Consider the following 14,069-nt stretch of genomic DNA (forward strand, 5'->3'; position numbering starts at 1 on the left):
CCCACCTGGACTCGAACCAGGAACGACCCGGTTATGAGCCGGGGACTCTAACCAATTGAGCTATGGGCCCTGACCTTAGGAGGCGCGACAGAATAAACGATCCAGACCGGGCGTGTGGGCGGAGTGCGATCGGGAGCGCGCTTTGCGAGGACGTAAGCCGTGAACGCGCCCGCCCGCGCGCCCGCAGCGGTAGCGCTTATGTCGTCGCGCCTCCTTAGGCCTCCACGAAGCTGCGGAGCTGCTTGGAGCGGCTGGGATGGCGCAGCTTACGCAACGCCTTGGCTTCGATCTGCCGGATACGCTCGCGTGTCACCTCGAAATCCTGACCTACCTCCTCAAGGGTATGGTCGCTCTTCTCACCGATACCGAATCGCATCCGCAGGACCTTCTCCTCGCGGGGCGTCAGTGTCTTGAGCACGCGGCGGGTCTGGTCCTCCAGGTTGCCGCCTATCACCGCATCCACCGGCGAGACCACGCTCTTGTCCTCGATGAAATCGCCCAAGTGGCTGTCTTCCTCCTCGCCAATGGGGGTCTCGAGCGAGATCGGCTCCTTGGCAATACGCAGCACCTTGCGCACCTTGTCGAGCGGCATCTCCATCTTCTCAGCGATTTCTTCTGGGGACGGCTCACGTCCCAACTCCTGCACCAGATAGCGGGAAGTGCGAATCAGCTTGTTGATGGTCTCGATCATGTGCACGGGAATGCGAATGGTGCGGGCCTGGTCGGCAATGGCCCGGGTGATGGCTTGGCGGATCCACCAGGTGGCATACGTCGAGAACTTGTACCCGCGCCGGTACTCGAACTTGTCGACGGCCTTCATGAGCCCGATGTTGCCTTCCTGAATCAGGTCGAGAAACTGAAGACCCCGGTTGGTGTACTTCTTCGCAATCGACACCACCAACCTCAGGTTCGCCTCCACGAGCTCGGCCTTTGCGCGCTCTGCGGCGCGCTCCCCCTCGTGCACCTCGCTGTAGGTGGCTTGCAGCATGTCCACAGGCTGGCCGAGATCCTCCTCCACACCCCTGATGCCTCGGATGGATTCCTCGATCGCCTCCTCGGCACCGCGGAAGTCGTCGAGAGTCATCCCCAGCTTGCGCGCTGCGCGCCGCTCGCCGGCCTTGGTCGAGTCCATTTCCCCGACGGTTCTGCGAATGTCCCGCGCCGACAGTCCGCTGCTGCGTTGAATCTCAGCCAGCTCGGCCTCCGCCTTTTCGATGCGGCGGATATAGCCCTTGATCTTCAGGACAATGCGATCGACCAGCTTCTTATTGAAGCGCACGTCGTGGACCACCTCGAGCAACTCTCGGCGGTTTCTCTCGATCGCGATCTCGGCCATCTTGCGACCTCTGTCGGCGGCCCTCCTCGAAGCCAGCTCCTCCCTCAACTTGGCGGTGTGAGCCTCCAGACGCCGGATTCGCTCGATGGAACGCAACACGCGCCGGCTCGCTTCCTCCTCGTCGAACTCCGCATCCTCGCTGTCGACATCCTTGATCACGTCCTTGACGCGCAGCTTGCCCCGCTTGAGCTTCTCGCCCACGTCGATCAATTCGCTGATCCCTACGTGCGAATTGATGATGACCTGGAAGACCTTGAGCTCTCCCTCCTCGATCCGCTTGGCGATCTCGACCTCGCCCTCCCGAGTCAGCAGCGAGACCGAGCCCATCTTGCGCAAGTACATCCGCACGGGATCGTTGGACTTCGCCTGGTAGCCGTCGTCTTCGAAAGCGGCGGGAGGTACCGCCGGAAACTCGCGCTCGTCACTGGATCTAGGCGAGTCCTCCACCCTTGGGCTCGCGTCCTTCCTGGTGTCCCCTTTTGCGCTGTATTGCGAGGGCGCCACCACCACCTCGATGGATTCGTTGCCAAGCAGCAGCATCAGATCGTCGATCTGCTCCGAGGTCACCATGTCGGGTGGGAGCGCGTCGTTGACCTCGTCGTACGTGAGAAAGCCCTTACCCAAGCCGCTGTCCAACAGCGCCTGCACTTCTCGACGCTCCCGACCCTTGAAGCGCCCGCTCAAGATGGCCTCGGTCGTGGACCTATGCCCATTGCTCGCGGGCGGCGCCACGGATTGCTTTGCCCGTGGCGGCGGGGGCCTGCTGCTTCGGCCCTTGGTCGCCCTGGTGGTGACCTTCCCCTTGCTGTTGCGAGCATTCCGTGCGGCGTTTCGTACCGGCATTGTCACCTCTTTGTGCTCTGCACCGCCAGGTGCGCGCTCTGAGCCAGCTGGTCATGCTGGCGCGTCAGCACGATGGCTTGGGCTTCATCCCCCCGATGCCACGCGTCATCGATCTGACGCGCCAACAAGGGGAGCGCACGCTCGACCCGTTGCTTCTCAAGTAAAGCTGTTCCGTTTCGAAGTGCGTCAACGGCAGCATTCTGGTCGTACTTCTCGATAGAAAAACGTCCTTCAAGCCAGGTGCGCACGGGCTCATCTTGGAGCCCGTCAAGCAAAGGGCCACACTCTATAGCACCGCGCAGCCCGACCATCGAAGCGGCGGCACGAAAGATGGCCTGTAGGGAGGGATGCGTCAAAAGCTCGCCGAGCCTTTTTGCATCGTGCGTGGTAAACAGGCTCGGCTGGTCGATCAGCACCCCGATCAAGTCGCGCTCCAGTTCCGGAACGTCAGATTCCGTTGAATTCTGTTTTAGCCGAATGAAATTGGCTTCAGAGTGACCGGAACGCCCGGCTTTACCGTGCAAACCCGTTCGCAATTGGGCCTTTACGGCCTGCAAATCCGTGACCCCGAAGCGCCTCGCCACGCGCTCGACATAGAGGCGGCGCTCTACTGGGCTGTGTACCGCTGCCAGCATGGGAGCCAAGCCCGCGATCGCCCGCGCCTTGGCCGCCGGCGTATCCGCCTCGGCGGCAGCTTGCTCGATCAGGTAGTCCATCGCATTCGCGGCCCCATCGATCAGCCGGGTCAAGTGCTGGGCTCCCCTCGATCGAATCAACGAATCGGGATCCTCTCCGGGGGGCAGTTGTGCAACACGCGTCTCGATGCCCGCCCGCTGTAGCGCCTCGTAGGCTGGACGCACGGCTTTGTGGCCAGCCCCATCTGCATCGAACAGCAGTGTGACCCGATCGGCAGCCCGGCGAAGCAGTTTGCACTGTGCATCGGTCAACGCGGTCCCTAGCGGCGCCGCCGCATTCGGGTATCCGACTTGATGCAACGCAAGCACGTCGAAATTGCCCTCGCACAGCGCGATCCAGCCGCGCCTGCGTGCCTCGACCCGACCCTGGTGCAGGCCAAAAAGCAACTCGCCCTTTGAATACAGGGGGGTATCGGGACTGTTGATGTACTTGGGCTCCGAATGGGCCTCGGACGGCCCGCTTCGCTCCAGGAGGCGGCCGCTGAAGGCGACTACGTGGCCGTGCGCGTCTACGATCGGGAACATCAAGCGGTGTCGAAACCGATCGTAGTAGCGCCCAGCCTGGCCGGTTCGCGCTACCACCAGCCCGACAAGCTCCGCCTCTGCCATGGACACGCCCTGGGCACGCAGCCATTGACCGAGCGTATCCCAAGCGTCCGGGGCGTACCCCAGGCCGAACGACTGTACCGCCCCGGCGTCGATTCTCCGTTTGGTCAGTTCGTCTTTGGCAACGACAGCCCCGGGGTGCTCCGAGTACTGACGCACGAAGAACTCGGCGGCACTAGCGACAATGGAGCGGAGCCGCTCGCGACGAATCCGCTCGCGTTTGGCCGCCTGCCCATCGTCGGTTGAAGGCTCGGGAAGCCTTACTCCAGCGCGCTCCGCCAACTGACGCAGCGCCTCGAGGAACGAGCAATCCTGCATGCGCATCACGAAAGCGATGCTGTCACCGGAGGCGCGACACCCGAAACAGTAGAAGAAGCCCCTCCCCGGATGTACATGGAATGAAGGCGTCTTTTCCGAGTGAAAGGGACACAGGCCGCGAAGGCTCTTGCCGGCGCGCTTGAGCGAGACGTACTCTCCAACGAGGGTCTCGATATCCGTTCTCTCGCGTACTTCGGAGATGTAATCGGATGGAATCAAGAACGACATCCCCGGGGCGGCGTCGTTCAAGATAGGCACCGGACGACCCGCGTCAAGCCGCGCCAACCTCGTCCACGGTGCAAACCGCCAAAAGCGTGCTCTGCTGTGGGGCTCCGGCCCACCCGATCGCGGCCGCAGGTAAACGGGCTCGCAGCGAGGCAGTGCTCGCTGAAACGCGGCGAAGCGGCCGGCCGGCCTCGCTGTGCGTGGCCAGGGCGTGTGTCGAGGCCGCGTAGCGCAAGATTCGGTCGGCCGGAACACGGAGGCAACCGAGCTCCATGTGCCGTGCACCGGCCGCAACGTAACTGTTCACGGGGTGACCACGCTTTCACGACGGCTTCCCAGGCGGTTTTCGGGGCAGCTTTCGTCCTCGGCCTCGCCCTGCGAAGTACCAGTAATACTCCTCGGGCGATTCCTGCGGGCACGCTCGCCCCGAAAGCCGCCTGAAAACCCGGCTTTCGGGAGCCCGAACCGTTACGCCGCAACCGCCTCATGTCCCTACGTAGTATGGAAAGTTGTCCGGGCCCAAAATTTCTGCTTACAATTTCCTCTTGCCTGGCGCCGAAGTGCTGCCGCGCCGGAGAAACTTGGGCCTAGCACGCGATGACTGCGAGCGGGCGAACGACCGCCGACAGGGCCGCCTTGCGGGAAGTGGTGGTAGTCTTCGTCGTAGTCAGCGCGGCTGCGGTGGCGCTGACTCGGCTGCGCGGCATAGCGGGCGCTAGCGAGTACGTACACCTGTCCGTGGCGGTCCTGTTCCTGGCAATCCCAGTGCGGCTGGCTCAGCGGGAGCCTGATGGATTGCGCCGCTTCGGAATCGACCTGGCGGGTCTGCTGACGCCGAACCCGTTGTCGCCCCCGGGTGTGCGCGCAGCGATCATCGATCTCGCCCAGGCCGTGTGCCGAGCCCTGCCGCACTTCTTGCGAGAAGCCGCGGTCGCGTTGGCTGTCGCGGCGCTCGTGTTTCCGCCGTTTGCCCTGGGCTTCTACCTCTGGCACGCTCCAGTGCATCCTTTCACGCTCCACTGGCCCGCCGACCCTGCCGCGTTCCTGCTGAGCCAGCTGTTGCTGGTGGCCTTGCCTGAAGAAGCCCTGTTCCGGGGCTACTTCCAAACGCGCCTGGACGACGGCCTCGCCCGGCGCGTGCGCTTGCTCGGCGCGCACGTATCGCTGCCGGCGTTGCTGCTGCAAGCCGTCTTGTTCGGAGTGATGCACTTCCTGGTAGACCTGATCCCCGCACGTCTCGCGGTGGCCTTTCCCGCACTGGCCTTTGGCTGGCTGCGAGCGCGCCGGCAAGGAATCGGTGCTGCCACCGTGTTTCACTGCCTGAGCAACCTGTACGCCGACGTCCTGGTGCGCGGCTGGTTGTAGTTTGGGCGTGCGATGCGGGCTAAGCTCGGGGGCGTGAATCGTGGCAAGGGCGGTATTCCCCGTGCGGCGCTCGAGAAGGCAGTGGAGCTGGCGCTCGAGGAAGACATCGGGCGGGGAGACCTGACCACCTGGGTCTGCATCCCTGAGCAGCAGACCGCACGCGCGCATGTCGTCACCCGCCAGGATCTGATCCTCAGCGGCTTGCCGGCGGTGCGACGGGTTTTCGAGCGCGTCCACGCTTCGGTCCAGCTAGTGGCTCTCCACGACGACGGCTCTCGGCTGCCGGCTCGGAGCGTGATCGCGGAGCTGGTTGGCCCCGCACGGGCCCTGTTGGCCGGCGAGCGCGTCGCCCTGAACTTCCTTCAACGCCTCAGCGGGGTGGCCACGGCAACGCACAGCTACGTGAAGCAGCTGCCTGCGGGCTGCCGCACGCGTATCGCCGATACCCGCAAGACGACGCCCGGGCTTCGGGCGCTGGAGCGCTACGCGGTGCGCTGTGGCGGCGGATACAACCACCGCGGCGACCTCGCTAGCGGGGTCCTTATCAAGGACAACCATGTGGCGGCCTGCGGCTCGCTCGATCTGGCGATACGGCGCGCGCGAGCGGCCGCACCGCACACAACCCGAATCGGCTGCGAAGTCGATCGCCTGGCGCAGTTAGATGAAGCTATCGCAGCGGGCGCAGACTGGATTCTCCTGGACAATTTCAGCCCCGACGAGGTGGCGGCGGCGGTGACCAGCATCTCGGGGCGGGCGATCGTGGAAGCTTCGGGCGGCATACAAGCAAGCGACGTGCCGGCTCTCGCCAGCAGCGGCGTGGATGTCATCAGCGTCGGTGCTCTGACCCACTCGGCCGCGGCGCTGGACATCGGCCTGGACTGGATGCATCAGCCGTGAGACTCCGGCTTCGCACCACGTGCTACGGGCGCTCCCTCGACCTGCGTGAACGCACCCTCTCGACCAACGATGACGCCAGGAATGCAGCCGACGCTGGCGCGGCACGCGGGCATGTCGTGGTCGCCGACGAACAGACGCAGGGCCGCGGCTCGCGCGGGCGCCACTGGCTCTCGCCCCCTGGCAAGGACCTGTACCTTTCGATCGTCGAGCGCCTGGATCAGCCCACTGCGCTGCTACCACCGCTGACGCTGGCGGTAGGGCTCGGGGTGGCGCAGGCCGTGGAGCGTCTGGTCGGACCCAACCACCGCGGTAGGCTGAAGTGGCCAAACGACGTGTGGATAGGAGAGCGCAAGTGCGCGGGAGTCCTGGTAGAGACCGCAAGCACGGGGCCAGATCACGGCCCGATAATCATCGGTATTGGCCTCAACGTGAACCGACGCGATTTCCCACCCGAGCTCGCGCGCGGCGCAACGTCGCTGGCCATGGTGCGCGGCGATGAGATCGAGCGAGCGTTGGCGCTGGCAACGGTCCTGGAGCAGGTCGAACGAACCGTCGAGCGTTTCATGAGCGAGGGGCCAGCCGCCGTGGCGGCTCTGGTCAACGAACGGCTTGCGTGGCGGGGCGAGCTGGTGCGCTGCGAGGGGATAGAGGGCACGCTGATCGGGGTGGCGCCGAGCGGGGCGCTGAGGCTGTGCGCCAAAGGGATCGAAACGCAGATCGTGTCTGGAGCCCCCTGTAGGCCTTAGGGCCCCGTCTGCCCAAGACCAGCGCTTGCCAGGCGAAAAGCACGACACCATGTTTACGCTCAGCCATGGCTCGCACCTCTGCATGCGGCGCTCGGTTGCTCGTGGACAGCGTCGGGATCCGACTGCGCTCCGATCGAACGGTACTCGAGGTGCGAGGCGAGGATCGGGTCGGCTGGCTCAATGGGCAGATCACGAACGATATTCGGGCGCTGAAGCCGGGCGAGGCGATCTACGCACTGGCGACGACGGTCAAGGGCAAGGTACTGGCAGACCTGTGGGTCGCAGCGACGAAGGATGCGCTGCTTGGCTTCCTACCCGCCATGGCCGCGCAGGCTGTCATCGAGAGCTTCGACAAGTACCTCGTGATGGAAGAGGTAGAGCTGGTGCCCCGAAACGACCTCGGCGTAATCTGCCTACAGGGTCCCGCCGCAGCGCGCATGATCGACACGCTTCCCAAGCACAGCGAGCACTACCCTTGCGACGATCTCGGAACCGGCGGTTACTATGTGTTGTGCCCTCGCGAAAGCGCGCACCCTGTGATGAGGGAACTCGCCCAACAGGCCCGAGGCCTTTCAGGAGGGCAGGTACAGGAGTGCGATTGGGAGCTGGCCCGGGTTCGGCTCGGCGTGCCAGAGTTCGGAGCCGATTTCGACCTTGACAACTACCCGCAAGAAGCGGGGCTCGCGCGAGCGCTCAGTTTCAGCAAGGGCTGCTATCTCGGCCAGGAGGTCGTATGCATGCTCGACAGCCGTGGCAGGGTCCACAGGCGTCTTGCACGGCTGACCCTGCGGATCGATGGCAGCGGAGCGCTGCCGGCCGCGGGAGAGGCGCTGCAGGATGAGCAGGGCAAGACGGCAGGCCGGCTCACGAGCGTTGTTCGCGATCCCGAAACGGGTGAGGGCCTGGCCTTCGGGTACGTCAAGTCGGCAGCAGAGCGGGAGGGCAGCACGCTGCGCGCCGGCCAGGCCCAGGTGCGGGTGGGAGCGGTTGTGGCGTAACCAAGGGTTCGCCCAAGTCCGCAGGCCCAAAACTCGTCTCAGGCTGGCTTGGTCCGGTGACCCGAGTGTCCCAGCAGCCTCCCGCCGTCGATGACGAGCTCTTGGCCCGTCACGTAAGACGCACGAACCAGATACAGCACCGCATCTGCAACGTCCTCGGGGCGCCCGGCCCTGCCGAGAGGAATCGCCTGGGTGATGCGTCCGAGCTCATCCGCGTCCATGTCCACAGGGGGCAAGACGGTGCCGGGAGCGACCGCATTGACCCGGACTTCGGGTGCCAGCTCGAGCGCAAGCACGCGCATCAGCTGCACCAGAGCACCCTTGGAAACGAGGTAGGGAACGTAGTCGGGGTAGGGAGCCCGCACTGCCATGTCGGTAAGGAATACGATGCTCCCTCGCGTGCGGCGAAGCGCGCCGCGTGCACGGTGGGCCAGCGCAAAGGGAGCGTTGAGGTTGAGCTCGAGGCTCCGGTTCCACGATGCGTCGTCGATCGCCTCGAACGCCACCCGCTCGTAGCTCGCCGCCGACGCGACCAGCAGGTCGAGGCCGCCAAGCAGCCTCTCGGCTCGATCGATCAACAGCCGGCAGGGCTCACGAGTCGTCAGATCGGCCCTTAACGGCACCGCCCTACTGCCGGAGCGCTCGATCGCGCTGCAGGTCTCCAGGGCACCGGTTTCCGAACCGTGGTAGTGAACAGCCACGTTGACCCCCTGGGCACCGAGGTGGCGAGCGATCGCAGCTCCCACTCGGCGGCCAGCTCCCGTGACCAAAGCGTTCCTGCCAGCCAGATCGCTCATTTCCGCCGGGCCAGCCGCTGTCTATCACGATCCCACCACAACATGCACCCTTGACCCGCTCGGCTGTAGGCCCCATAGACGCCCATCGTGTACGGTCGCCGGCGGTTTGCCATCCCTGGCGGCTGGCCTGACCCGTTCCTATACTGCTTATGGAAGGCAGGCGTGCCTGGCCTGCTGCCTTTTTGCACCAACGTGTAGCTAGCGAGCCGAACACCCATGATCTCCCTCACCGAACGCGCTTCAGAAAAAGTGAAAGAAATCCAGGACACCGAGGGCCTATCGGGGCAAGGGTTGCGTGTCCGCGTAATCGGCGGCGGCTGCTCAGGCTTCAGCTACGATCTGTATTTCGACGATGAGACGAGTGAGCTCGACGAGAACTTTAGCTCTCACGGCATCGAATTGTATGTCGACATGATGAGTTATCAATATCTCGCTGACACTGTAATCGATTACGTCGAGGGGCTGCACGGGGCGGGCTTCAAGTTCAACAACCCAACCGCCAAGACGACCTGCGGCTGTGGATCGAGCTTCGGGGTGTAGCGCGCGGGCACAACGACCTGCGACTGTGGATCGAGCTTCGGGGTGTGGCGCGCGGGCATAAACAACCTGCGACTGTGGATCGAGCTTCGGGGTGTGGCGCGCGGGCATAAACAACCTGCGGCTGTGGATCGAGCTTCGGGATGATTTCGCAGGGCGCGTGGGTGCAATGCCGGCGGGCATAAACAACCTGCGGCTGTGGATCGAGCTTCGGGGTGTAGCGCGCGGGCATATTGACAGCCGTCTCGGAACAGCTAACGTTACGTTACGTAATATTAGCCCTGAGTTCCCCCAGGCGGAACTTCAGATTAGCCAGGGATGGTGATGGCATGCCGGCAGATCAAGCGGTGACTCGTTACATCGAACGGGTACGAGGGGTTCCTGTCCTGAATCGCGAGACGGAACACCAGCTGGCCGTGCGTGCACGGCAGGGAGACGTGGCCGCAGGGCACAGGCTCGTCGAGGCCAACCTGCGCTTCGCGGTGGCCGTGGCGATACGCTTCCGCCACTACGGTATTCCCCTGGCTGAGCTTATCGCGGAGGGCAACCTGGGCCTCGCGATGGCTGTTCGAAAGTTCGACCCCACCCGGGGAACCCGCTTCGTCACCTACGCGGGCTACTGGATTCGAGCCCTGGTGCTGGACCTCGTGGTGCGTTCCACGAGCATGGTGGGAGGGGGCTCGGGCGTGCTGCGCTCGAAGGTCTTCTTTAGATTGCGACGCGAGCGAGCCCGAATCTCGAATCTGATCGGCGACGAGGAGCAGCGCAACCAAAAGCTCGCCAGGCGCTTCAACGTGAAGGCCGACAAGATGAGAGCAATGCTCCTGCAGCTGGATGCTCGGGATTCGTCGCTCGATGTACCCGCGTACCCGGAGGGCAACCTAACGCTTCTCGATCTCATGGCCGATCACGGGGCAGGCCAAGAGCAAACGTACCTCAACAGCGAGCGGGAACATATCCTGCGTCGCGAGCTCGGTGCTGCGCTGAGCACGCTCGACAAGCGCGAGCGTTTCATCGTGGAGCGACGGATCATGGGTGACGAAGAGGAGTCGTTGGCGGAGCTGGGCCGCCAGCTTGGAGTATCGCGAGAGCGCGCAAGACAGCTCGAGGCCCGCGCCAAACGCAAGCTGCGCGAGCGACTGAAACCCGAGATCTCCAACGCAGCCTAGGGACTGCTTGACGAGAGGGGGCGCGCCCTGAGACCGTCTTGCAGAGAATATGGAGCCTTTGCTCGCCGAAGGAGCGCATCCGCTAATCCAAATTGGCATGGCCGTTGTGTACGGTGGCGCGATCGGCCTGGAGCGCGAAGTGCGAGGTCGGGCCGCAGGGCTGCGCACCATGATCCTGGTGTGCCTCGCAGCCACTGTCATCATGATCGTGTCGGCGGCGCTCCCTGGGCCGTTCGAAGGAGAGGCTTCGAACGAGCTCGTACGCTTTGACCCAGGGCGCATCGCGTCTGGCATTGTCACGGGAATCGGCTTCCTCGGCGGAGCCGTCGTAGTGAAGCTCGGCGATCTGGTCCGAGGAGTCACCACGGCGGCCAGCATCTGGTTTGCCGCGGGGCTGGGCATCGTCATCGGCCTGCGCCACTACGCGCTCGCCACGGCAACCACGCTGGTTGCGCTGGCTGTGCTGTGGCTGCTCAACTACGCGGGCAACATCATCCCGTCGCGGCTGTATCGCGTGATCGTGGTCAGCGTGGCGCGGGACAAGTCCCACGAGACGTGCGAGGCGGTCGAGCAGCTGCTGTCGAAGCGCAGTGTGCGCCTGATGGACATGAGCGCGACCGAGGACACCCAGCAAGAGCTCACCGAGATCGCCTTCCATGTCCGCTCGAAGCAGAAGTTCCAGGCGCACGAAATGGTCAAGCTGCTTGGCGGTCTCGACGGCGTGCGCAGCGTCAGCTGGCACTCCCGCCCGCCTGCGTGACTTGCCAGCCACCCTAACTTGATCCGACGATGATTCGGCTCAGCGCCACCAGGAGGGATGCATCATGGCCCGTTTCAAATCACTACCGGAGCTGTTTCTGCACCGGGCGGAGTCCACCCCGGACGCCCTTGCCTACCAGTTCCCCGCCGGCGACGACTGGGGGAGCCTGACCTGGCAACAGGCGGCGGCGCGTGTCAGGGCCATCGCGGCAGGGTTGACCGAGATCGGACTGAGACCGGAGCAGCGCTGCGCGATTCTGTCCAGTACCCGCATCGAGTGGATCCTGGCCGACCTTGGTATCGCGTGCGCGGGAGGCGCAACCACGACCATCTACCCTTCAGGCCTGCCGGAGGAATGCCGGTATATCCTGACCGACTCGCGGAGCGTGGTGGCCTTCGTCGAGGACGCCCAGCAGCTCGAGAAGCTGCGCGCCCAACGGGAACAGTTGCCCGACCTCAGCAGGGTGGTCGTGTTCGAGGGTGAGCCGGAGCCCGACGAATGGGTGATGAGCCTGGCCGAGCTAGAAGCGCGCGGGCGGCAGTACCACGACAAGGACAAGGACCGCTTCGCAACAATCGCTCGGGCGATCAGCCGCGACCAGCTCGCCACGCTCATCTACACCTCGGGCACGACGGGACGACCCAAGGGTGTCGAGCTCGTCCACGATTGCTGGGTCTACCAGGGCGAAGCGGCCGAAGCGCTCGGCCTGCTTCACCCTGACGACCACCAGTACCTGTGGCTTCCTCTGTCCCACGTGTTCGGCAAGATGCTGATCGTCTGCCCGATTCAGGTTGGTTTTGCCACGACCGTCGACGGCCGTATCCCACAGCTCGTCGACAACCTGGGTCGGGTGAAGCCGACCTGGATGGCAGCTCCTCCGCGCATCTTCGAAAAGATCTACAACAAGGTGGTCATGGCCGCGAAGAGCGGTGGGGTGGTCAAGTACGCCATCTTTCGTTGGGCCTTCGGCGTCGGCAGGGAGGCGTCCGCGCTGCGCCAGCAAGGCGGCACACCGGGTGGGATGCTGGCACTGCGGTACCGCGTTGCGGATCGCCTCGTCTTCTCCAAGCTGCGGGCGCGTTTTGGCGGTCGCATCCGCTTCATGCTCTCGGGCAGTGCGCCGCTATCAGGGCAGATGACCGAGTTCTTTCACGCGGCAGGCATCGTGATCCTGGAGGGCTACGGGCTGACGGAGTCGAGCGCAGGCGCGGTCCTGAACCGCCTGGGTTCCCTCCGCTTCGGTGCGGTCGGTACACCCCTGCCGGGAACCGAGGTGAAGATCGACGTTGATGGGGAAGTGCTGTTGAGGGGCCGCGGTGTAATGCGCGGCTATCACAACATGCCCGAGGCTACGCGCGCGGCGCTCACGGAAGATCGCTGGCTGCGCACGGGCGATATTGGCGAGCTGGATCCGGACGGCTACCTGCGCATCACCGATCGCAAGAAGGACCTCATCAAGACCTCGGGCGGCAAGTACGTTGCCCCCCAGAAGATCGAGGCGCAACTCAAGGCGCAGTGCCCCTACCTGGGCCAGGTTCTGGTCCACGGCAACGGCAGGAACTTCTGCAGCGCGCTGCTGACCGTCGACCGAGAGGCTATCGAACAGTGGTCTCGAGCGCACGACGCCGGCGGCAGCCCCTACGAGAAGCTCATCCAGCACGAGGACGTCCAACAAATGCTGCAGGACGCGGTCGCCGCGGTAAACGAGAAACTTGCGAGCTACGAGACAATCAAGCGATTCGCCGTGCTGCCAGAGGATCTCAGTGTCGAAAACGGCATGCTCACGCCGAGCCTCAAGGTCCGCCGCGACAAGGTGGAGCAACGCTACAGCTCGCTGCTCAACGGCTTCTACGAGGGCACCCTGGACTCACTTTGAAGCGACCGGCCCCCGTGCCCCCCCGAGGCGCGCCGATGCGGCTGGCCGATCGGCCTCACCGGCGAGTTGCTCGTGTCTCAGCTCGACCCAACGACAGGCGGTCACTGTGTGACGCTTCTAACCGCCTCGTCAGCCCTAACTAGTACCTCGCCACAGGAATCCTGATCGTTTGGCCCCAGCCCTGGCGCCCGCTGGCGGCGTTGGGACCTCCTCGAATATGCGCTGCACCGCATCGAAATGAACCGCAGTCTCCGTCGGTCCGCCTTGCCAGCGAGCCCCACTGCAGGCCCCAACCAACCAGGATTCCTGTGGCGAGGCACTAGCCGAATCCACGAGATTTTGTACGACAGCGGGAGTGATCTCGGCGCAGCGACATACTCACACCCCAGGGGTGGACGCGCTCATTTGACAGCGGCGGCTACGCAGCCGCCCGAGCCGGCGTACCAGCTCGTTCCAGGACGGCACAATCCCGGCATGCTGCAGCAGAGCCAGGTTGCGGCTGGCGGCAAACACCAGGACCGACACCACGACCGCCCTGGGATGCAGCAGCGCCGGCAGGGCCAGGGCGATCGCTACCCCTACAAGCCTGGCCATGGAGCCCACGGCCGTCAGGTGCCCACTTCCCTGTAGGATGTGGGCGGCTTCCTTCTCGACTCCACTAACAAAGCGGCCCGCTACGAGGGCTCCGCAGAATCCAGCCAGAAAAACGGTCAGCGTATACATGAAGTTATCACCTCCCTCACTAAAACGGCCGATTTCACGACCTTGAACACCCCCAACTTGCGAGCGCCAGCGCCCGAAATCCACCGGGTCCGAGCCCAGATGCTCAGCTTCGTTCGTAACGTAACCACGCAAACGACCCGCGCCCAGAGCTAGCTTTCTTCGCTACTCGGTGGGCTCC

Annotated in this window: 13 protein-coding genes; 8 read left to right on the forward strand and 5 right to left on the reverse strand. The window is 64.4% G+C overall.

Translation table 11 applies throughout. From position 1 onward, the window contains the following. Positions 1-214 precede the first annotated feature (214 nt). From rpoD to MJD61_04985, 3 genes are read right to left on the reverse strand one after another with little or no spacing between them, the layout of a single operon-like run. On the reverse strand, positions 215-2,179 hold the full coding sequence (gene rpoD, locus MJD61_04975) for an RNA polymerase sigma factor RpoD (protein MCG8554629.1): 1,965 nt from the start codon (positions 2,177-2,179) through the stop codon (positions 215-217). A gap of 2 nt (positions 2,180-2,181) precedes the next feature. Continuing rightward, a complete protein-coding gene (gene dnaG, locus MJD61_04980; GenBank protein ID MCG8554630.1) occupies positions 2,182-4,056 on the reverse strand; it encodes a DNA primase in 1,875 nt (624 codons plus the stop codon). A gap of 13 nt (positions 4,057-4,069) precedes the next feature. Next, entirely contained in the window at positions 4,070-4,330 is a 261-nt protein-coding gene (locus tag MJD61_04985) for a hypothetical protein (protein ID MCG8554631.1), read from the reverse strand. A gap of 290 nt (positions 4,331-4,620) precedes the next feature. On the opposite strand from MJD61_04985, the gene mrtC reads away from it, so the two are divergent. From mrtC to MJD61_05005, 4 genes are all read left to right on the forward strand, one after another. Then, a complete protein-coding gene (gene mrtC / locus MJD61_04990) occupies positions 4,621-5,388 on the forward strand; it encodes an MrtC family glutamic-type intramembrane protease (GenBank protein ID MCG8554632.1) in 768 nt (255 codons plus the stop codon). A gap of 12 nt (positions 5,389-5,400) precedes the next feature. After that, positions 5,401-6,285: a carboxylating nicotinate-nucleotide diphosphorylase gene (nadC, locus tag MJD61_04995; GenBank protein ID MCG8554633.1), complete on the forward strand. Its 885-nt coding sequence runs from the start codon at positions 5,401-5,403 to the stop codon at positions 6,283-6,285. Then, positions 6,282-7,031, forward strand: coding sequence for a biotin--[acetyl-CoA-carboxylase] ligase (locus MJD61_05000; protein MCG8554634.1), 750 nt, complete (start codon positions 6,282-6,284; stop codon positions 7,029-7,031). The genes nadC and MJD61_05000 overlap by 4 nt, the downstream gene beginning before the upstream one ends. 65 nt (positions 7,032-7,096) lie before the next feature. Beyond that, the gene (locus MJD61_05005) at positions 7,097-8,029 is read left to right on the forward strand and encodes a hypothetical protein (GenBank protein ID MCG8554635.1); all 933 of its coding nucleotides are present in this window, start codon (positions 7,097-7,099) and stop codon (positions 8,027-8,029) included. A gap of 38 nt (positions 8,030-8,067) precedes the next feature. On the opposite strand, the gene MJD61_05010 is transcribed toward MJD61_05005, so the two are convergent. Beyond that, a complete protein-coding gene (locus MJD61_05010) occupies positions 8,068-8,826 on the reverse strand; it encodes an SDR family oxidoreductase (GenBank protein ID MCG8554636.1) in 759 nt (252 codons plus the stop codon). A 216-nt stretch (positions 8,827-9,042) separates the two neighbouring features. On the opposite strand from MJD61_05010, the gene erpA reads away from it, so the two are divergent. The 4 genes from erpA to MJD61_05030 all read left to right on the forward strand — a co-directional run bounded on the left by erpA (position 9,043) and on the right by MJD61_05030 (position 13,168). After that, positions 9,043-9,366 carry an iron-sulfur cluster insertion protein ErpA gene (gene erpA / locus MJD61_05015; GenBank protein MCG8554637.1) on the forward strand — a complete coding sequence of 108 codons (324 nt, stop codon included), beginning with the start codon at positions 9,043-9,045 and terminating at the stop codon, positions 9,364-9,366. A gap of 326 nt (positions 9,367-9,692) precedes the next feature. Further along, positions 9,693-10,532: a sigma-70 family RNA polymerase sigma factor gene (locus MJD61_05020; GenBank protein ID MCG8554638.1), complete on the forward strand. Its 840-nt coding sequence runs from the start codon at positions 9,693-9,695 to the stop codon at positions 10,530-10,532. Positions 10,533-10,629: 97 nt separating this feature from the next. Then, entirely contained in the window at positions 10,630-11,292 is a 663-nt protein-coding gene (locus MJD61_05025) for an MgtC/SapB family protein (protein ID MCG8554639.1), read from the forward strand. 64 nt (positions 11,293-11,356) lie between these two features. Further along, positions 11,357-13,168, forward strand: coding sequence for a long-chain fatty acid--CoA ligase (locus MJD61_05030; protein MCG8554640.1), 1,812 nt, complete (start codon positions 11,357-11,359; stop codon positions 13,166-13,168). 378 nt (positions 13,169-13,546) lie between these two features. On the opposite strand, the gene MJD61_05035 is transcribed toward MJD61_05030, so the two are convergent. After that, positions 13,547-13,891 carry a hypothetical protein gene (locus MJD61_05035; GenBank protein MCG8554641.1) on the reverse strand — a complete coding sequence of 115 codons (345 nt, stop codon included), beginning with the start codon at positions 13,889-13,891 and terminating at the stop codon, positions 13,547-13,549. Positions 13,892-14,069 lie beyond the last annotated feature (178 nt).

It is taken from the genome of Pseudomonadota bacterium, from assembly GCA_022361155.1.
GTDB lineage: Bacteria > Myxococcota_A > Polyangia > Polyangiales > JAKSBK01 > JAKSBK01.